This window comes from Actinoplanes palleronii, assembly GCF_016862315.1.
Classification (GTDB): domain Bacteria; phylum Actinomycetota; class Actinomycetes; order Mycobacteriales; family Micromonosporaceae; genus Actinoplanes; species Actinoplanes palleronii.
The window spans coordinates 17,136-36,775 of the sequence record NZ_BOMS01000077.1; the positions used below are offsets into that span (position 1 = coordinate 17,136).

General features: G+C 69.7%; 15 protein-coding genes and 1 riboswitch. Of the genes, 5 read left to right on the forward strand and 10 right to left on the reverse strand.

Translation table 11 applies throughout. From position 1 onward, the window contains the following. Positions 1 to 18 precede the first annotated feature (18 nt). The 4 genes from Apa02nite_RS25530 to Apa02nite_RS25545 all read left to right on the forward strand — a co-directional run bounded on the left by Apa02nite_RS25530 (position 19) and on the right by Apa02nite_RS25545 (position 4,835). Complete coding sequence (locus tag Apa02nite_RS25530; protein ID WP_203827234.1) at positions 19 to 891, forward strand: WD40 repeat domain-containing protein; 873 nt, start codon at positions 19 to 21, stop codon at positions 889 to 891. A 129-nt stretch (positions 892 to 1,020) separates the two neighbouring features. Further along, on the forward strand, positions 1,021 to 2,481 hold the full coding sequence (ahcY, locus tag Apa02nite_RS25535; RefSeq protein ID WP_203827235.1) for an adenosylhomocysteinase: 1,461 nt from the start codon (positions 1,021 to 1,023) through the stop codon (positions 2,479 to 2,481). A 94-nt stretch (positions 2,482 to 2,575) separates the two neighbouring features. After that, on the forward strand, positions 2,576 to 3,112 hold the full coding sequence (locus tag Apa02nite_RS25540; protein ID WP_203827236.1) for a DUF4142 domain-containing protein: 537 nt from the start codon (positions 2,576 to 2,578) through the stop codon (positions 3,110 to 3,112). A gap of 73 nt (positions 3,113 to 3,185) precedes the next feature. Continuing rightward, entirely contained in the window at positions 3,186 to 4,835 is a 1,650-nt protein-coding gene (locus tag Apa02nite_RS25545; protein WP_203827237.1) for a Na+/H+ antiporter, read from the forward strand. A gap of 42 nt (positions 4,836 to 4,877) precedes the next feature. Here the strand turns inward: Apa02nite_RS25545 and Apa02nite_RS25550 are convergent, their stop codons facing one another. From Apa02nite_RS25550 to Apa02nite_RS25570, 5 genes are read right to left on the reverse strand one after another with little or no spacing between them, the layout of a single operon-like run. Further along, positions 4,878 to 6,449: an ABC transporter permease gene (locus tag Apa02nite_RS25550; RefSeq protein ID WP_203827238.1), complete on the reverse strand. Its 1,572-nt coding sequence runs from the start codon at positions 6,447 to 6,449 to the stop codon at positions 4,878 to 4,880. Beyond that, on the reverse strand, positions 6,446 to 7,345 hold the full coding sequence (locus Apa02nite_RS25555; RefSeq protein ID WP_203827239.1) for an ABC transporter ATP-binding protein: 900 nt from the start codon (positions 7,343 to 7,345) through the stop codon (positions 6,446 to 6,448). Before Apa02nite_RS25555 ends, Apa02nite_RS25550 begins: the two co-directional genes overlap by 4 nt. Beyond that, positions 7,342 to 7,956 carry a TetR/AcrR family transcriptional regulator gene (locus tag Apa02nite_RS25560; RefSeq protein ID WP_203827240.1) on the reverse strand — a complete coding sequence of 205 codons (615 nt, stop codon included), beginning with the start codon at positions 7,954 to 7,956 and terminating at the stop codon, positions 7,342 to 7,344. The genes Apa02nite_RS25555 and Apa02nite_RS25560 overlap by 4 nt, the downstream gene beginning before the upstream one ends. A gap of 40 nt (positions 7,957 to 7,996) precedes the next feature. Next, on the reverse strand, positions 7,997 to 8,914 hold the full coding sequence (locus Apa02nite_RS25565; protein WP_203827241.1) for an ABC transporter substrate-binding protein: 918 nt from the start codon (positions 8,912 to 8,914) through the stop codon (positions 7,997 to 7,999). Further along, positions 8,911 to 10,806, reverse strand: coding sequence for a putative bifunctional diguanylate cyclase/phosphodiesterase (locus Apa02nite_RS25570; RefSeq protein WP_239164560.1), 1,896 nt, complete (start codon positions 10,804 to 10,806; stop codon positions 8,911 to 8,913). The genes Apa02nite_RS25565 and Apa02nite_RS25570 overlap by 4 nt, the downstream gene beginning before the upstream one ends. 166 nt (positions 10,807 to 10,972) lie before the next feature. Here Apa02nite_RS25570 and Apa02nite_RS25575 point away from each other — a divergent pair, with 166 nt between their 5' ends. Next, on the forward strand, positions 10,973 to 12,115 hold the full coding sequence (locus Apa02nite_RS25575) for an NHL repeat-containing protein (RefSeq protein ID WP_203827243.1): 1,143 nt from the start codon (positions 10,973 to 10,975) through the stop codon (positions 12,113 to 12,115). Positions 12,116 to 12,133: 18 nt separating this feature from the next. On the opposite strand, the gene Apa02nite_RS25580 is transcribed toward Apa02nite_RS25575, so the two are convergent. From Apa02nite_RS25580 to Apa02nite_RS25600, 5 genes are all read right to left on the reverse strand, one after another. After that, positions 12,134 to 12,937: an ATP-binding cassette domain-containing protein gene (locus tag Apa02nite_RS25580; RefSeq protein ID WP_203827244.1), complete on the reverse strand. Its 804-nt coding sequence runs from the start codon at positions 12,935 to 12,937 to the stop codon at positions 12,134 to 12,136. Positions 12,938 to 13,022: 85 nt separating this feature from the next. After that, positions 13,023 to 14,051 (reverse strand): ABC transporter permease, encoded by a 1,029-nt coding sequence (locus Apa02nite_RS25585; RefSeq protein WP_067691470.1) that lies wholly within the window; start codon positions 14,049 to 14,051, stop codon positions 13,023 to 13,025. 7 nt (positions 14,052 to 14,058) lie between these two features. Continuing rightward, positions 14,059 to 15,081, reverse strand: a complete 1,023-nt coding sequence (locus tag Apa02nite_RS25590) for a sugar ABC transporter substrate-binding protein (protein ID WP_203827245.1) — start codon at positions 15,079 to 15,081, stop codon at positions 14,059 to 14,061. Between the two features lie 141 nt (positions 15,082 to 15,222). Continuing rightward, positions 15,223 to 17,418, reverse strand: coding sequence for a discoidin domain-containing protein (locus Apa02nite_RS25595; RefSeq protein WP_067691464.1), 2,196 nt, complete (start codon positions 17,416 to 17,418; stop codon positions 15,223 to 15,225). Positions 17,419 to 17,995: 577 nt separating this feature from the next. Further along, positions 17,996 to 19,420: a glycine hydroxymethyltransferase gene (locus tag Apa02nite_RS25600; protein WP_067691459.1), complete on the reverse strand. Its 1,425-nt coding sequence runs from the start codon at positions 19,418 to 19,420 to the stop codon at positions 17,996 to 17,998. Between the two features lie 20 nt (positions 19,421 to 19,440). Beyond that, a riboswitch (ZMP/ZTP riboswitch) is annotated at positions 19,441 to 19,531 on the reverse strand. Between the last annotated feature and the right edge of the window lie 109 nt (positions 19,532 to 19,640).

Genomic DNA, 19,640 nt, shown 5'->3' on the forward strand with positions numbered 1-19,640 from the left:
TCCCGTTACGCTCCCCGGGTGCGCGTGATCTCCCGCTCCACCACGAACGGCATCGAGGTTTTCGACGCCGATCTGCAGCTCGTCCACACCTTCGGCGGGCACGATGCCGAGGGCTACGCGGTCGCCTCCTCGCTGGACCGGCTGGCCCTGGCCACCGACACCGGGGTGATCTGCGTCGATCCGGGCGGCCGTGAGCTGTGGCGCTGGCCGCAGGAGAGCCTGGGCGGCATCTGCGCCTGGTCCGGCGACGACGCCCTGGTCTGGGTGTATCTGCCGGACGCCGAGGCGGGCCGCGGCGAGCAGGACCGCTGGGTCGCCCTGGACGCGGCGACCGGCGAGCCGCGCGTCGAGCACCAGCTGGAGATCACCGGGCAGGGCGGCCAGCAGGTCGCCTCCCCGGACGGTCGCCACATGCTGCTCGAGGTCGACGAGGGCCAGAACGGCTCCACGAACTTCCGGGCCGACAGCAAAGACCTGCACACCTACCCGTGGGAGGACCGCTGCCTGGTCGCGATCTCCCCGGACGGCACGCAGTTCCTCACGGTCGAGCACGGCCAGGAGGACGTGGCCTTCCACGCCTTCCCTGGCGGCGAGGTCCAGGCCCGGGTGGCGCTCGCCGGGTTCACCGATCTGCTCGGCCCGGACGTCAACATCGGGGAGGTGTTCCTCGAGTGGACCGGCGGTTATCTCGACGACGCGACCGCGGTGGTGGTGATCTCCGGCGAGCACTCCCGGGAGGGCGACTGGTGGCGGCACTTCCGGGTCGACGCCCGCACCGGCGAGGTGCTCGGCGAGCTGGGCATCGTCACGATCGACGCATATGACCTGAAACCGCTGGGTGACGGGACGTACGTCGTCACCGATTCCGACGGAACCCTCAGGCGCATGTGATCAAGGAACGGACGCGATAAAGTAGGCAGGCCCAGCCGAGAGGCGCTGCAACGGACAATGACGTCCGCCACGCTCGGCGTGGGCGTTGTGACGTAAGGGCGCCTCCTGAGAGGGAGGAGCCCTCTTTTCATGAGCGACAAACTTCGATCGGTCAACGGTCTCGACTTCGCGATCGCCGACATCAACCTGGCCGAGGCCGGCCGCCACCAGCTGCGTCTGGCCGAGCACGAGATGCCGGGCCTGATGTCGCTGCGCGAGGAGTTCGGCACCTCGAAGCCGCTGACCGGCGCCCGGATCGCCGGCTCGCTGCACATGACCGTGCAGACCGCCGTGCTGATCGAGACGCTGATCGCACTCGGCGCCGAGGTCCGCTGGGTCTCCTGCAACATCTTCTCCACCCAGGACGAGGCGGCTGCCGCGACCGTCGTCGGCCGCACCGGCACCGTCGACGCCCCGGCCGGCGTCCCGGTCTTCGCCTGGAAGGGCGAGTCGCTCGAGGAGTACTGGTGGGCGACCACCCAGCTCTTCGACTTCGGCAACGGCCAGGGCCCGAACATGATCCTGGACGATGGCGGCGACGCCACCCTGCTGGTGCACAAGGGCGTCGAGTTCGAGGCGGCGGGCGCGGTCCCGGCCACCACCGAGGACGACAACCACGAGTACTCGATCATCCTGGAGACCCTGCGGGCCAGCCTGGCCTCGGACCCGCAGCGGTTCACCAAGATCGCGTCGGAGATCCGCGGCGTGACCGAGGAGACCACCACCGGTGTGGCCCGGCTCTACAAGCTGGCCAAGGAGGGCACGCTGCTCTTCCCGGCGATCAACGTCAACGACGCGGTCACCAAGAGCAAGTTCGACAACAAGTACGGCATCCGCCACTCGCTGGTCGACGGCCTGAACCGGGCGACCGACGTGATGCTCGGCGGCAAGCTCGCGCTGGTCTGCGGTTACGGCGACGTCGGCAAGGGCGCGGCGGAGACGCTGCGTGGCCAGGGCGCCCGCGTCGTGGTGACCGAGGTCGACCCGATCTGCGCACTGCAGGCGGCGATGGACGGCCTGCAGGTCGCCCGGATCGAAGACGTCATCGGCCAGGTCGACATCTTCGTCACCACCACCGGTGGCACCGACATCATCACCGTCGAGCACCTGTCGGCGATGAAGCACAACGCGATCGTCGGCAACGTCGGTCACTTCGACGACGAGATCGACATGGCCGGCCTGAACAAGGTGGCCGGCGTCGAGAAGATCGAGATCAAGCCGCAGGTGCACGAGTGGCGCTTCCCGGACGGCCACTCGGTGATCGTGCTCTCCGAGGGCCGGCTGATGAACCTGGGCAACGCCACCGGCCACCCCAGCTTCGTCATGTCCGCCTCGTTCACCAACCAGGTGATGGCCCAGATCGAGCTCTGGACCAAGCCGGGCGAGTACGAGAAGCAGGTCTTCGTCCTCCCCAAGCACCTGGACGAGAAGGTCGCGCGGCTGCACCTGGACGCGCTCGGCGTGAAGCTCACCACGCTGACCAAGAAGCAGGCGGAGTACCTCGGCGTCGACGTCGAGGGCCCGTTCAAGCCGGAGCACTACCGCTACTGAGGTATTAGCACCCAAATAGCGCCCTATGTCGGATTCCGCACGGTTAATCTGCGGTTTCCGACATAGGGAGTTGGGACAGATGTTCTCGCGACGCATGGTTATCGCTTTCGGCGTGGTCGCGGCACTAGCCGCCCCCGCCACCGGTGCCGCGGCAGACGACCGGATGGCGCCGCCGGCCCGCCGGCTCGACCCGGACGCCGCTTTCCTGCGCACCGCCCACCAGGGCAATCTCGCCCAGATCGCGCTCGGCCGGATCGCCGCCCGCAAGGCCACCAGCCCGATGATCCGACGGCTCGGCGCCCGGTTCGCCGCGGACAGCGCCCGGCTGGACGCCGCGGTCCGGGACACCGCCGCATCCCTGCGCGTCAAACTGGACCCGGAGGCGAACAGCACCGTCCAGCAGGGCATCGCGCTCTACCGGACGACGGGTCAGAACGACTTCGACCAGGTGTTCCTGTCCAGCCAGGCGACGATGCACGACCGGGCCGTCCGGCTGATCCGCTCCGAACTGGCCGACGGCGACGAGGCGGCCGCCCGGCAGGTCGCGACCGGCGCGCTGCCGGTCGTCAGGCGACACCGGGCCGCACTGAAAAACGCCCAGAAGCACTTCGCCGGGACGAATCCCGGCTAAAAATTTCGACTGCTCCCGATCATGTCATCGACCTGCCACAACGACGTGATCGGGAGTAGCGAAGAATAGGTGGATGAGCCCCGAGGAGACCCTTCTTTTCGGTCTGGGCGCCATCGCGGTCATCGTGGTGGTGCACTGGATCACCGGGAAGACCGGCCTGCCCGCCGCCGTCCTGCTGACTGTCGCCGGCATCGGTTACGCGTACCTGCCCGGCGTCAACATCGAAATCGAACCCGAACTCATCCTGACCTTCATCCTGCCGCCGCTGCTCTACAACGCGGCGCTGGACTCGTCACTGCTGGACATCAGGCGCAACATGCGTACGGTGATCAGCCTGTCGGTCGCCCTGGTGATCGCCACCGCGGTCGTGGTCGGCCTCGGATTCTCACTCTTCGTCGGCGGCGTGACGCTGGCCGCCGGCATCGCGCTGGGCGCCGCGGTGGCGCCCCCCGATCCGGTCGCGGCGCTGGCCGTCGGCCGCAAGGCCGGTCTGCCGAACAACCTGATCACCCTGATCCAGGGTGAGGGCCTGCTCAACGACGCGACCGCGCTCACCATCCTGCTGGTCGCCGGCAAGGTGGCCACCGGCGCGGAGCACTTCTCCTACAAGGCCACGGTCGGCGAGTTCGTGATCGCCGCGGCCGGTGGCGTACTGGTCGGCGTCGGTGTCGCGTATCTCGTGCGGCTGCTGCGGGTGCTGCGCGCCGACCCGCTCACCGCCAACGCGATCTCGCTGGTCACCCCGTTCGCGGCGTACCTGCTCGGCGAGAAGCTGCACGTCTCCGGCGTGCTGGCGGTCGTGGTGGCCGGTCTGATCATCGGCCACGACACGCCGCGGTACGCGACCGGTGCGAGCCGGCTGCAGACCAGCGCCGTCTGGCGACTGATCGACTTCCTGCTGGAGGGCATCGTCTTCCTGCTGATCGGCCAGCAGATGAAGGCCGTGCTGCAGGGCCTCACGGTCTACAGCGTCACCACCATCGTGACCGCGGTGGGCATCACGCTCGGTGTGGTCCTGCTGCTGCGCCCGCTGTGGCTGGTGCTCACCCAACTGCTGCCGCGCTCGCTGCACACCCGGCTGGGCGGCGAGGACGAGGACGACTCGGCGACCCCGGAGGGCAAACGCAAGGAGAAGTCGCTCAGCGGCCGGGAGTCCGCGGCCATGAGCTGGGCCGGCACCCGCGGCGTGATCACGCTTGCCGCGATCTACAGCCTTCCGGGCAACTTCCCGAACCGGGACCTGCTGGCGTTCTGCGCGTTCGCGGTGGTGCTGGTGACCCTGGTCGGGCAGGGCCTGACGTTCGCGCCGCTGGTCAAGTGGCTCGGGCTGCGGGCCAACCAGACCGACCAGGCCCGGCTGCGCAACGAGGCCCGGTCGGCCGCGGTCCGCGCCGCGCTCAACGTCATCGACGACATCCAGGGCGAGCACCACGACCACGTCGAGGACGAGGCCATGGAGACCATGCGTAAGCAGCTCCAGGTCCGGCTGGACCGTTACCGGCACCGGCTCGACGTGCTGGAACAGGCCGACTCGTCGGAGGTGCCGCCGTCGCCGCAGTATGAGGCGGCGCTGATGGTGCGGCAGGCGGTGATCGACGCCGAGCGCGAGGAGCTGCTGCGCTGGCGCGACGCCGGCCGCCTGGACGACGAGAACCTGCGCGTCCTCAACCGCGAGCTCGACCACGAAGAACTGGTCCTGCCCAAACGCGGCAAAACCCACTGAGAAATGGGGCCCGGCAGCTTCCCCACTGCCGGGCCCCATTTTTTATGCGGGGATGTCCCTGCGGCGCAAGGCCAGCAGCCCGACTCCCGCGAGAGCGATCGCAATCAAGGTCAAAACCGTTTCCGGTACGACGGTGAAGGCCGCCGCGGGCAACTGCGGCACGTGGGTGAACGGCGACACGTCCATGGCCCAGCCGGGGAACTCCAGCAACGGTCCGAAGATCAGGATCAGGAAGCTCAGTCCCACCGCGGCCCAGGCCAGCGCCGCGAACCGGGGCAGCATGCCGATCAGCAGCATCGTCACCGCACCCAGCACCCAGATCGCGGGCAGCTGCACCAGCGCGGCGCTCAGCACCGGGCCGACGTCACCGAACGTGGCACCGGCCAGCGCGCCCTCGGCGGCCATCGCCAGGGCCGGCCCGATCAGCACGAAGAGCAGGTGACTCGCGGCCCAGGAGAAGCGGCTCACCGACGCGGTGAGCACCAGCTCGGCGTGCCCGTTCTGCTCCTCGTCCCGCATCCGCAGCCCGGCCTGGACCGCGTAGAGCGCGGCGATCAGCGCGCAGGTCCCGGCCGTGGTGGCGAAATACGCGTCGGTGACCGACCCGGATCCGCCGATCTTGCTGAACGCCTCGGACACGCTGCTGCTGTTCTCGGCGAGCTGCACCACGCTGGTGCCCACCCCGCCGAAGACCACACCCAGCGCGGCGAACCCGGCGGTCCAGCCGAGCAGCAGCCCGCGGTGCAGCCGCCAGGCCAGGCCGAGCGACGAGGACAGCCCGGCGCCGGCGTGTGCCGGGCCCAGCCGGGACGCGAGCAGCCCGGAACCCAGGTCGCGCCGGGTCAGCAGGGCACCCGCCACGGCCACCGTCACCACCGTGATCAGCAGAGCCAGGACCGCCGGCCACCAGGCGTTCTCCGCGTACGGAACGATCTTCTGCACCCAGCCGAGCGGCGAGAGCCAGGCGAGCCAGTCCAGCCGGCCGTCGCCGATCGCCGAGATGTCCCCGCCCATCCGCAGCACGTAGGACACCCCGAGCACCAGCACCGCGATCATCCGGGCGCCCCGGGCACTGCTGGTCAGCTGGGCGGCGATCGCGGCCACCCCGGCGAAGACCCAGGCGCTCAGGGTGAACAGCGCGCCGAACGCGACCGAGCCGGCGGCCGGCTGCCCCGAGCCGATCATCGTGCCGGTCACCAGCAGGCCGATCACCAGACCGGCCACCAGCGTGGCGAGCAGGGCCGCGGCCAGCTGCGCCCAGCGCCCGACCACAGTGGCCCGGATCAGGTCGCTGCGGCCGGCCTCCTCCTCGGCCCGGGTGTGCCGGATCACGGTGAGCAGCGCGGCCAGGCCGATCATCACCGGCAGGGCCCCGGCCCGCCAGACCACCAGCTCGACGAGGCTGTCGCCGGAGAGCGGGCCGTAGAGCCCGGCGAAACCCGCGTTGGCCGCGCTGACGTGGGCGTACTGGATGCGCTCCGCGTCGCTGGCGAAGAAACCCTGGAAGGCGGAGAGGTAGAGCTGCGGCAGCAGGCCCAGCAGCAGCACCCAGATCGGCAGGATCACCCGGTCCCGGCGCAGGATCAGCCGGAGCAGCTGGCCGGTGCCGGTCATCGGGACGCCTCGTCCCGGGTGTAGTGCCGCAGGAACAGCTCCTCCAGCGACGGCGGCTGGCTGACCAGGCTGCGCACCCCGGCCGCGACCAGGGTCTTCAGCGCCGGCTCCAGCGCCTCGTGGTCGACGTCGAACGCCACCCGGCCGTCCGTGCTGGTCAGGTCGTGGACTCCGGCGATGCTCGCCAGGCCGTTGACCGGGCCGGTCAGCTCGGCGCGGATCGTGGTCCGGGTCAGGTGCCGCAGGTCGCTGAGCGTGCCGGTCTCCACCGAGCGCCCGTCGCGGATGATGGTCAGCCGGTCGCAGAGCGCCTCGACCTCGGCCAGGATGTGGCTGGAGAGCAGCACGGTCCGGTCACCGCGGCGCTTCTCCTGCAGGATCACCTCGCGGAAGGCCTCCTCCATCAGCGGGTCCAGCCCGGAGGTCGGCTCGTCCAGCAGCAGCAGCTCGACGTCCGAGGCGAGGGCGGCGATCAGCGCCACCTTCTGCCGGTTGCCCTTGGAATACGTCCGGCCCTTCTTGCGCGGGTCCAGCTCGAACCGCTCGATCAGGTCGTCGCGCCGCCGCGGGTCGAGCCCGCCGCGCAGCCGCCCGAGCAGGTCGATCACCTCGCCACCGGTCAGGTTCGGCCAGAAGGTGACGTCACCCGGCACGTAGGCCAGCCGCCGGTGCAGTCGCGTCGCGTCGGCCCAGGGGTCGCCGCCGAGCAGGCGCACCCGGCCGCCGTCGTTGCGCATCAGCCCGAGCAGGACGCGGATCGTGGTGGTCTTGCCGGCCCCGTTCGGGCCGAGGAACCCGTGCACCTCACCGGTCCGGACCTGCAGGTCGAGCCCGTCCAGGGCGGTGACCTTCCCGAACCGCTTGATCAGACCCTCAGCATCGATTGCCTCGGTCATGAGTGCTCCCCTTCGTGGGTGGCGAGCCGATCCAGCGCCTTCCTGGCCTGGTCGGCCTGTTCCGGGGTGAGCAGCGGCTGCGTGAAGATCTCCACCGAGGCGCGGACCATGCGCTGCCAGCCGGGCATCACGCTGACGTCCTCGCCGAGGACGGTGGTCAGCTGCTCCTGCATCAGGAACATGCCCATCTTCATGGCGGCGAGGACCGCGACGAACGCCCGCGGGTCCTCGCTCTCGATCCCGGCCTTCTCCAGCCACAGCTGGCCGCGCTCGACGGACTGCGCGAACATCGCCGTCCCGGTCGGCGAGCCGTCCATCAGCGATCGCACCAGATACCGCTGGAGGCTCATCACGTCGGGCGGGAGCGCGCCGAGCATCTGGGTCTCGGCGAACCGGAGCTGCAGCGCGGCGACCCGGCCGAGCGCCCACTCGTCGCAGGCGTCGCGCAGCCCCTCCTTCGAACCGAAGTGGTGCCGCAGCAGGCCGGAGGAGACGTCGGCGGCCTGGGCGATGTCCCGGATGGTGGCGCCGCCGATGCCGCGCTCGGCGAAGAGCGCGATCGCGGCGTCACGGATCCGGGCACGGGCGGTCAGGTCGTTGTCGCTACTCACATGTGTAGGCTACTGCACACACGTGTAGCCGCAATACCCGTCAATCTCCGGCGTTCACCGTCGCCTCGGCCACCGCGCCCGAGGTCAGGCTCCAGCGCTGCAGCAGTTCGCCGTACGTCCCGTTTTTGATCAATCGGTCGAGAGCGGCGCGCAAAGCGTCCCGCAGCGCGGTGTTGTCCTTCGCCACCCCGATCCCGTAGATCCCCGGCCGGTACTGCTCCGACGAAGCGAGCTCGTAGTACGCGTTGGTCAGCGGGTCGGTGACCAGGGCCGTGGCCGGCGGGAAGTCGAGCAGCAGGGCCGTCGCCCGCCCGGTCCGCAGCTGCAGCACCGCGTCCGCGCCGGTCCGGCCGACCACCAGGGTCATCGGCCGGGTGCCGCACTTCGCCTGACCGGCCCGCAGCATCTCCTCCTGGACGGTGCCGATCTCGACCGAGACCGAGTACCCGCACAGGCCGGCCATGCCGGTGATCCGCTTCGGGTTCCCGCGCTGCACCAGGATCGACGACCCGGTGGCGAAGTAGTTGACGAAGTCCACCTTCTTCTCCCGGCCGGCGGTGTCGGTCATCGACGACAGCACCCCGTCGTAGGTCCCCTTGTTCACCTCGTCCAGCGCCGACGCGAAGTCGCCGAACCGCATCTCGAGCCGGATGCCGAGCACCGCGCCGAGCGCGGCGGCCAGGTCCGGCTCGAAGCCGATGATGGTGCGGCCGTCGGCGGCGAAATACTCCATCGGCGCATAGCTGGAATCGGTCACCAGCCGGATGAAACCCCGGTCCCGCGCGCTCTGCGGGAGCAGGGCACGCAGGCTCTCGTCGATGGTCACCGCGCCGGTCAGGTCCAGGCCCGCGCCCTCGGTGGCGACCGGGTCGGCGGTGGCGGAGACCAGACCGCACCCTCCGGCGGCGAGCACGGCCAGCACACCGGCGGCGGCCAGGACACGGCGGAACGGGTTCATCGGGCTGCCCTCTCGGTGAGCGGTGCGCTGCTCGGTTCGACGATCACCTTCGCGGCGACCTGCGGCCACGGGACCGGGCGGCCGTAGAGCCAGCCCTGCCCCTCGTCGCAGCCGGCCTCGACCAGCCATCGGTGGATCTCCAGCGTCTCCACGCCCTCGGCGGTGACCCGGGAGCCGAGGCCGTGCGCCAGGTCGATCACCGAGCGGACGATGGCCTGACTCTGCGGATCACGGTCGACGTCCGCGACGAACGCCCGGTCGATCTTGATCTCGGTGATCGGCAGCCCGCGCAGGTGCGACAGGCTGGTGTACCCGGTGCCGAAGTCGTCCACCGAGATGCCGACGCCGAGCGTGCCTAGCTCCTTGATCGCGCGCATCGCGGTCTCCACGTCGCCGGCCAGCGCAGTCTCGGTGACCTCCAGGATCAGCCGGTCCGGCCGGGCGCCGGTCGCGGCGAGCAGGGCGCCGACGAAGCCCACGAACCCGGTCGACTCCAGGTTCCGGGCCGAGATGTTGACCGACAGGGTCCAGTCCTGGCCGGTGGCGATCCAACCGGCCTGGTCGTCCAGCGCGCGGCGCAGCACCCACTCGGTGAGCGGCGCGATCAGGCCGGAGTGCTCGGCGGCCGGCAGGAACTCGCCGGGCGGCAGCAGCCCGCGTTCCGGGTGCTGCCAGCGGACCAGGGCCTCGACCCCGTTGATCTCCGCGCCCGGTAGCCCGACCTTGGGCTGGTACCAGAGCACCAGCTCGTCACGCTCCAGCGCGTGCCGCAGCTCGGCCTGCACCTTCAGCCACTGATGCGGGTGCCCGACCGTGCCGCCGGCGAACACCACGATGTCCTCGGCACCGCGTTTGCCCTGGTACATGGCTGCGTCCGCGCGTACCTTCAGCTCCTGCAGCTCGGTGCCGTGCTCCGGGTAGAGCGCGATGCCGAAGCTGGCCTCCATGCTCAGCGGCACGCCGTCCAGCACCAGCTCCTCGGCGACCAGCTGCCGGATCCCGGCCAGCACGGCCACCGCCTGCTCCCGGTCCCGGCCGGGCAACATCACCGCGAACTCGTCGCCGCCGAGCCGGGCCAGCAGGTCGCTGTCGTCCAGCCCGGCCCGCAGCCGGGCGGCGACCACGCGCAGCAGCTCGTCACCGGCGTGGTGGCCGAGCGTGTCGTTGACTTCCTTGAACCGGTTCAGGTCGACGAGCACCACGGCGCCGCGCCCGCCGTCGCGCCCGGCGACCTCGAGCACCGACTCGGCCCGGCTGCGGAACGCCGCCCGGTTCGGCAGGCCGGTCAGCACGTCGTGCGAGGCCTGGTACTCCTGGCGGATCGCGTAACGCCGCAGCGACCGGGTGGTCCACCCGGCCAGCAGAGCCAGGACCAGGTAGAGCGCGGCGAGACCGCCGGCCACCCGCTCGGCGAACCCTCTCAGCTGGGCCCGCAGCTGCGCGGCGATCCCCTGGTACGGCAGGTACAGCTCGAGCACCCCGATGGACTGCCCGGTCGCACCGGCCACCAGCGGCTGCACCACCCGGATCACCTCGTGGCCGGCCCCGCCGATCACCTTCACCCGGGACTCGCCGGCCGTCGCGGCCTGGAAGTCCGGATCCGCCACCGGCAGCCCGCCGCTGGTCGAGCCGTCGTCGGAGAAGACCACCTGGCCGGTGAACCCGCGTACCCGCAGGCGCAGCACCGAGCCGTGGAAGACGGCCAGCTCGGTCGCCTCGCGCATCCCCTCGAGCTGGCTGGTGGTCAGCCCGGCGGCCATGTCCACGCCACCCAGCTTCGGGGCGACCGCCATCTCGGCGATCACCGCGGCCTGCGCGAGCCCCTGCTGACGGCCCTGCTCGGCGGCGTCGGCGCGATATCCGCGCCACATCACGGCGCCCAGCAGCACCACCGGGATCAGACTGGCGGCAGCGTACGTAGCGAACAGTCGCCGGCCGACCCGGGCGCCTGTCCGTCGACCTGACCGACGCATCCGCACGCGGAACTGATCGACGCCGAACGGTGCATACTGAGATTTTCGCCGCATCCCCGGCGCGCCTGACGGCGTTTGACCCGACATGCGTATCTCACAGCAGCTGCGGCTCGCGGTCACGGCCGGCGTCGCCGGCGTGCTGACGCTTCTGGGCTGGTCACCGGCGTACGCCACGGTCGGCGCCACGTCCCGGTCGCTGCCCTCGTTCAACGGCTCGGTCTACGCGGTCGCGTTCCTGGGCGGCACGGTCTACGTAGGCGGCTCGTTCACCGCGGCGACCACGCACGGACGGCAGGTGGAACGGCGCCGGCTGGCCGCCTTCGACGCGCGCACCGGCGAGCTGCTGAACTGGGCGCCGACCGCGGACCGGACGGTGCGCGCGCTGGCCGCCACCGGTGACTCGGTCTACGCGGCCGGCGACTTCGGCACCGTCTCGGGGGCCGGGCGCGACGCGCTGGCCCGGTTCGACGCCCGGTCCGGGGAGCTCGGCGAGTTCGCGCACCGGGTGGACGGGATGCCGCGCGCGCTGGCCGTCGCACACGGCAGGCTCTTCCTGGGTGGCGACTTCACCTCGGTGGACGGCGAGGACCGCACTCGGCTGGCCGCGTTCCGGCTGGCCGACGGCGCGCTCGACGAGGACTGGACACCGACCGCTGACGCGCCGGTCTACGCGCTGGCCACTTTCGGACGGCGGGTCTATCTGGGCGGGAGCTTTCATCGTACGAATCAGGTCCGATCGACCCGGCGGCTGAGCGCCGTCGACGCCGTCAGCGGCGACCTGGACCGGGATTTCCGGCCGCAACCCACAGCGGTCGTCCACGCGGTGGCGGCCGACAGCACCGGGGTCTACGCCGGGCTGGGCGGACTCGGCGGCCGCGCCGAGGCCTGGACCACCGGCGGCCGGCAGCGCTGGTCACGGTTCTTCGACGGCGACGTGCAGGCGGTCGCGGTGCTGAACGGCACGGCGTACGTCGGCGGCCACTTCGACCGTGCCTGCCTGACCGCGAACGTCGACAAGTTCGGCGACTGCGACGACGACAACCGGTCCCGGATCAAGCTCGCCGCGATCGACGCCGACGGCGACCTGACCGACTGGGCGCCGCAGGCCAACGGCATCCAGGGCGTCCGGGCGGTCGCCGCCAGCCGCGGGCTGGGCGCCATCGCGGCGGGCGGTGACTTCACCATGATCGGCGGGAACGCCCGGCACCGGATCGCGGCGTTCGGTTAACCACAGGCCTGTGGATAACTAGCCCTCATCCTGTGGATAACCGGTGGAATCCGGGGCCGGGGCGGCGCCCGTCATGATCGCCACGGCGTCCGACATCGAGTGCGACGACGGCGTGATCACCGCGATCCGGCGGCCCAGCCGCTGAATGTGGATGCGGTCCGCGATCTCGAAGACGTGGGGCATGTTGTGACTGATCAGGATCACCGGCAGCCCGCGGTCCCGGACGTCGCGGATCAGCTGCAGCACCCGGTTGCTCTCCTTGACCCCGAGCGCCGCGGTCGGCTCGTCCAGGATCACCAGCTTGCTGCCGAACGCCGCGGCCCGGGCCACCGCGACCGCCTGCCGCTGGCCGCCGGAGAGCGACTCGACGGCCTGCCCGATGTTCTGCAGGGTGGCCACGCCCAGCTCGCTCATGTGCCGGGCCGCCTCGGAGCGCATGTGCTTGCGGTCCAGCATCCGGAAGACCGACCCCAGCGGTCCGGCCCGGCGCTGCTCCCGGCCGAGGAACAGGTTGTCCGCGATGTCCAGGCCGGGTGCGACCGCGAGGGTCTGATAGACCGTCTCGATACCCGCGGCGCGCGCCTCCATCGGATTGCGGAACGCCACCGGTTCGCCGTCGAGCCGGATCTCGCCGCTGTCCGGGATCACCGCGCCGGACAGCGCCTTGATCAGGCTCGACTTGCCGGCGCCGTTGTCGCCGATCACCGCGAGGATCTCCCCCGGCATCAGCTCGAGGTCGCTGCCGTCGATCGCGACGACCCGGCCGTACCGTTTGGTCAGGCCCTTCGCCTCCAGGACCGGCACCACAGTCTGGGTCGTCATGCTGTGCCCTCCTTCGGGATGCCCTCGTGGCCCTCGCCTGCGAGATCGCCGATCAGTGCGGGTGGCTGCCGCTCGGTGCAGTCGGTCATCCCTTCACCTTCCTGATCCACTGGTCCAGCGACACCGCGACCAGGACCAGCGTCCCGATGGCGAAGCCCTGCCAGACCACCTCGACGCCGGCCAGCTGCAGCCCGTTGCGGAAGACGCCGACGATCAGCGCGCCGATCAGCGTGCCGATCACCCCGCCGCGCCCGCCGAACAGGCTGGTCCCGCCGAGCACCACCGCGGTGATCGAGTCCAGGTTGTACTCGGTGCCGACGTTCGGGCTGGCCGAGGCGAGCCGTCCGATCAGGATCCAGCCGCCGACCGCGTAGAGCAGCCCGGCCACGGTGTAGACCGAGAACAGCACCCGGCCGGTCCGGATGCCGGCCAGCCGGGCCGCCTCGACGTCGTCGCCGGTGGCGTACACGTGCTTGCCCCAGGCGGTCCGGCTGAGCGCGTAGAAGAAGAAGCCGAACAGCAGCAGCATGATGATCGAGCCGTAGCTGAGCTGGAAGTTCCCGATCGCGATGGCCTCGCCGGTCCAGGTCATCAGGCTCGGCATGTCGGTGCCGCGTACCGTCTCGCTGTTGCTGACCACCGAGTTCAGCGAGAAGAAGATGGTCAGCGTGCCGAGCGTGACGATGAACGGCGGCAGCTTGATCCGGGTGACGAGCATCCCGTTCAGCGCGCCCATCGCGGTGCCGCAGGCGAAGCCGAGCAGCAGCGCGAGCACCGCCGGCATACCGGCCTTGACGCAGAACTGGGCCATCAGGATCGAGGAGAAGACCGCTATCGCACCGGCCGACAGGTCGATCCCGGCGGTCAGGATGATCATCGTCTGACCGAGCGCGAGCGTGGCGATCACGGTGACCTGCAGGAGCACCAGCGACAGGTTCGCCGCGGCGAAGAACCGGGTGTTGACGATCGAGAACGCGATGATCGCCAGGATCAGTACGGCCAGCGGTCCGAGGACCGGGTTCGCGTGCAGCGCGTGCTGCAGGCGCAGGCCGAACGAGTCGTGCCGGCGTACGTCGAAATCAGCGGCGGTCGAAGCACCTGTGCTCGTGGACATGCGGAGTTCACCCCCAGCAGTTCTGCTTGCCCCACGTGGAGTCCTTGGCCTCCACGCCGGCCTGCGGATCGTCGGTGATCAGCTGGACGCCGGTGTCGAAGAAGTCCTTGCCGGCGGTGTTCTGCGGTTTGGTGCCGTCCTTGGCGTACTTCGCGATCGCCTCGACCCCGAGCTCCGCCATCTTGATCGGGAACTGCATCGAGGTGGCCCCGATGACGCCGTTCGCGACGTTGTCCACTCCCGGGCAGCCGCCGTCGATCGAGACGATGGTGACCTCGGAGTCCTTACCGGCCGCCTTGAGCGCCTGGTACGCCCCGGCCGCCGCGGGCTCGTTGATGGTGTAGACCAGGTTGATCGACGGGTCCTTCTGGAGCAGGTTCTCCATCGCGGTGCGCCCGCCCTCCTCGTTCCCGTCGGTCACGTCGTGACCGGCGATCCGGGGGTCGTTCTCGTCACCGATCCGGTTCGGATCCCCGTTGGGGATGCCGAACCCCTCCAGGAAGCCCTGGTCCCGCTTGACGTCCACCGAGACCTGGTTGGGGTTGAGGTCGAGCATGGCGATCTTCGCCTGCTTGCCGTCCTTGGCGAACTTGGCCTTGGCCCACTCGCCGATCAGCTTGCCGGCCTGGTAGTTGTCGGTCGCGAAGGTGGCGTCCGCGGCATCCGGTGGATCCACCGGGGTGTCCAGCGCGATGACCAGCATGCCCGCTTTGTGAGCGCGGTCCAGCGAGGGCACGATCGCCTTCGAGTCGTTCGGCGTGATCAGGAAACCCTCGGCGCCGAACGAGATCAGGTTCTCGATCGCCTGGACCTGTGCCTCGTTGTCGCCGTCCACCTTGCCGGCGAAGGTCTGCAGGTCGAGACCGGCCGTTGCGGCGGCCCGCTCGGCGCCGTGTTTCATGGTCACGAAGAACGGGTTGGTGTCGGTCTTGGTGATCAGACCGACCACCGGCTCACCGGAGCCCCGGTTGCAGGCCGCGCCGGCCAGCACCAGCAATATGCAACTTGTCGTCGCCAACAGCCTGCGCATGTCGCCTCCGTAGATCGAGGGACAACGTTGCCTTGGAGTAGACGCCCAGGCTTCGGCAATGTCAACACGGGGTTGCGCTTGTGTTGCACAAAGTGATCGCGGCCCGCCGATGGCGGGCCGCGATCCGTTACTTCAGAACGATCAGTTGAAACCGACCAGGTACGACGGCACGGTCGCCGTCCCCTGAGCCGCCGCGCCGGTGTTGTTGACGATGTGGTCGATCACGCCGTTGCCACCGAGTGACACGGTCAGCAGGTTGTGCAGCTTGACCCCGGAGTTCACCGGCACCTCGAAGCCGCGGTCCGAGTGGATGCTCGGGTTCACGTTGAAGTAGCAGTAGCTGCCCAGCGCCCACGCCTCGTGGTTGGTCACCGAGTCGGCCACCTTGTACGCCGCGTAGCCGTTGGCACCGCTGCGCCAGGCCGCCTGCGTCGGCGGGTCGTACGGCTGTTCGTTCTGCAGGAAGTACGTGCGGCCGCCGTTGCCGTTCCAGATCACTTCGTACTTCTGGTAGTGCTCGACGAACAGCCCGTACGCCGTAACGTTCTGACCGTTGACGATCAGTCCACTGTCGGCCGTGTTGATCGTCCAGCCGTACGTGCCGGCGTTGCCGTGGTCGGCCCGCCACGCCCAGATGTGGTCGATGATCGTGTTGTTGCTGTTCACCAGCAGGCTGTTGGTGGCCTTGCCGGCGATCGAGCCGCCGATCCGGAAGAACACGTCCTGGACCGTGGTCGGGTTCGCGGCGTGGTTGGCCGACGAGCCGTTCGGGCCGATGACCAGCAGGTTCGCCGAGTTGGTGGTGCCCGCGTCGAAGAGCAGGCCGGCGATCTTCACACCGTCCACGTCAGCCACCTGGATCGGGGTGACGCCGTTGTCCGGGATGATGGTCGCGTAGCCGAGGCCCATCACCACGGTGTTCGCCCGGGTCACGTTGATCGTCTGGTTCACGTGGTAGACGCCCGGCTGGAAGATCAGGTTCAGGCCCTGCGCGAGCGCCTGGTTGATCGTCGCGGCGCTGTCGCCCGGCTTCGCCACGTAGAACTGGCTCAGCGGGATGCTGGTGCCCGGCGTGTTGCCGTTCGCCCAGCTCACACCGGACGAGTTGGTCTGCAGGCTCGGCACGAAGACCGCGTAGTCGCCACCGGCGAGGTAGAGGTACGGCTTCTCCCGGATCACCGGGGTCTGCGCGATCGTGGTGTACGGCGGGTTGGGGAACGCACCCGACGGGGCACCCGTCACACCGACGAACGCCTGGTTCCACACCGCGTTGGTGTTCGAGCCGATCTGGCTGTTCCGGGTGAACCACTGCTGCTGCGAGTACTGCCCCTCGGAGCCGCTGATCCGCGAGTCGGCGATGTAGCCGCCGGACGCCCAGCCGTATCCGTTCGGCGCCAGGTTCAGGTCACCGTGGATGTCCATCCGGCGGAACGGCGCGGCCTGCGAGACGGCCCACCGGTTGGCGCCGCTGACCGGGTAGAGCGAGATGTTCTCCACCGAGCGCCAGAAGTTCTGGGTCGCGTTGCCCTGGAACCAGCCGGCGTCGACGGTGATGTCCCCGTTGATCCGCACGTCTTGCGGGTTCTGGCCGAGACCGATCACCGAGGTGTTGAAGCCGACCTGGATGTTAAGGCCGTTGTAGGTGCCCGGCTTGAACGCCAGCAGGTTGCGCTGGGTGCCGAACTGGTTCGTCTCCTGCTGGCTGAAGATCGCATCGGCCTGCGCCTGGATCGTCGCGCTCGCCATGCTCGGATCGAAGACGGTCACCTGGGCGCCGAGGCTGCCACCGCCGGGCACGGTCGGGCCGGACGTGGTCGGGGTCGGTGTCGGCGAGGTGGGGTTGGTGGTGCCCCCGCCGTAGACCTTGAACTCCCACAGCGAGTAGCCGTAGCCGGTGGTCCGCTGGGTGCCGTACATCCGGACGTACCGGCCGGTCCCGTTGACGGTCAGGCTCTGGTTGCCGCCGGTCGCCGTGGTGGTCGAGTAGATCGACGTCCAGCTGGAGGCGTTGTCCGAGACCTGGATCTGGAACGCCTTCGCCGCGGCGGTCTCCCAGTTCAGCTCGACCCGGGTGATGGCGTTCGAGCTGCCCAGGTCGACCTGCAGCCACTGCGGGTCGGTGAAGGCGGAGGCCCAGCGGGTGCCGGCGTTGCCGTCGACAGCCTCACTCGCCAGGTAGGCGCCGGCCGCCTCGGTGGAGGAAGCGGTCGCGGGCTTGCCCTGCGACAACAGTGTCTCGGCGGCGACAGCGCCGGTAGTGGTGATCGCGGCATATCCAGCGACGACGACGGCGACCGTGCCGCCGATGACGCCACTCCGCCAGCGGGAGCGTCTCATGGGGTTCTCCTAGTTGGACGGGGAGGGGACTAGGTGGGTTGTTGGGAGAGCGCTCACCCGACGGCCATGACGCTAAAAGTCGTTACCGATCGATGTCCAGGATGTTGCGAGGTTCCGGAACCGGTACCGCCGTACCCCGAAATCGGACCCCGCACCGCGCCGGCCGCAACGTTTCCGCAGGTCAGATCGTCGGGCCTGCGGCCCGCGACGAAGATAGACGACCGTGATAACAGCTCTTCCGGAACCGGTTCCGCTAACTCTCGCCACAACACCCATATCGTACGAATGTGGAGCTTCACCCCAGGCGGTCACCCGCGCACCCGTCGACGGGCCGTGAGTTCCATCATGGTCCCGTTGATCGGCCCACCGTCTCGGTGCCCGGCCTCGCCGTCGCAACCATCCCGCCCGGCCGCCGTCGCCCGTCGCCCGTCGCCCGTCGCCCGTCGCCCGTCGCCGTCGCCCGTCGCCGTCGCTGTCGCTGGCGCCGTCTGCGCCGGGCTGCTGCGGTTTCTAGCGGAAAGCACGAACCCGCCCGGACCGACTGAACGGTCCGGGCGGGTTCGGTGTGCGTTTCCGGTCAGCCCAGGCTGACGGTCGGGTAGAGCGGGAACGGGGCGAGCAGCTCGGACGCCTGCTTCGACACCCGCTCGGACAGGGCCGGGTCCAGAGTGAACTTGGCCTTCGACGTGGCGTCCGGGGTGGTGCCGACGAGCACGGTGTGGATCAGCTCGGCGATCTGGTCCATCTCGGCGACACCGAGACCCCGGCTGGTCAGCGCCGGGGTGCCGATCCGGATCCCGGAGGTGTACCAGGCGCCGTTCGGGTCGGACGGGATCGCGTTGCGGTTCGTGACGATGCCGCTGTCCAGCAGGGCCTGCTCGGCCTGCCGGCCGGTCAGCCCGAACGGGTGCACGTCGAGCAGCACCAGGTGGTTGTCGGTGCCACCGGAGACCAGCTGCACGCCGCGCTTCGCCAGACCCTCGGCAAGAGCCTGGCTGTTGGTGACGATCTGCTGCGCGTACGTGGCGAACTCCGGCCGGCGGGCCTCCGCGAACGCGATCGCCTTCGCCGCCATCACGTGCGGCAGCGGGCCACCGAGCACCATCGGGCAGCCGCGGTCGACCTGCGACGACAGCTCCGGCTGGCAGAACACCGCGCCACCGCGCGGGCCACGCAGGCTCTTGTGGGTGGTGGTGGTGACGATGTGCGCGTGCGGGATCGGGTTGTAGTCCCCGGTGAACACGCCACCCGCGACCAGACCGGCGAAGTGCGCCATGTCGACCATGAAGGTCGCACCGACCTCGTCGGCGATCTCCCGCATCGTCGCGAAGTTCACCTTGCGGGGGTAGGCCGAGTAGCCACCGACGATGACGGCCGGCTTGAACTCCTTGGCCGACTCCAGCAGCGCCTTGTAGTCGATCTGCCCGGTCTCCGGGTCCACGCCGTAGCTGCGCTGGTCGAACATCTTCCCGGAGATGTTCGGCCGGAACCCGTGAGTCAGGTGACCGCCGGCGTCCAGGGACATGCCCAGCAGCCGCTGGTTGCCGAACGCCTGCCGCAGCTCGGCCCACTCGGCGTCGGTCAGGTCGTTGATCTGCCGCTTCTCGAACTTCTTGAGATACGGCACCTCCACCCGATCGGCCAGGATCGCCCAGTACGCCACCAGGTTCGCGTCGATCCCGGAGTGCGGCTGCACATACGCATACGGCGCGTCGAACAGCGCCTTCGCATGCTCCACCGCAACCGACTCCACGGTGTCCACGTTCTGGCACCCGGCGTAGAACCGCCGCCCGATGGTCCCTTCGGCGTACTTGTCCGACAGCCAGTTCCCCATCGCCAGCAAAACCGCCGGCGACGCGTAGTTCTCACTGGCGATCAGCTTCAGCGACTCGCGCTGGTCACCGAGTTCCTTCGCGATCGCATCCGCGATACGCGGCTCAACGGACCGAACCACCTCGAGGGCAGAACGGAAAGCCACAGATTCAGCACTGAGTTCAGACACAGGACCTCCCTATCACAAAGTGAGAAGGCCCAGGCGCACGGCAAGTCGTCATCTCGACGAGGCCGCTCCCCGATGGTCAACCATCCGAACGCGCCAGTCACGGCCCACCCGAAGCATACCGCCCAGCTGCCGGGGTCGACGCCCCAACGCCCTCCCGGTCCGGCATGCAGCCGATCCCGCTCTCCTGGGGTGGTCGGGGGTCGGGCTGGTTCGTTGGCCT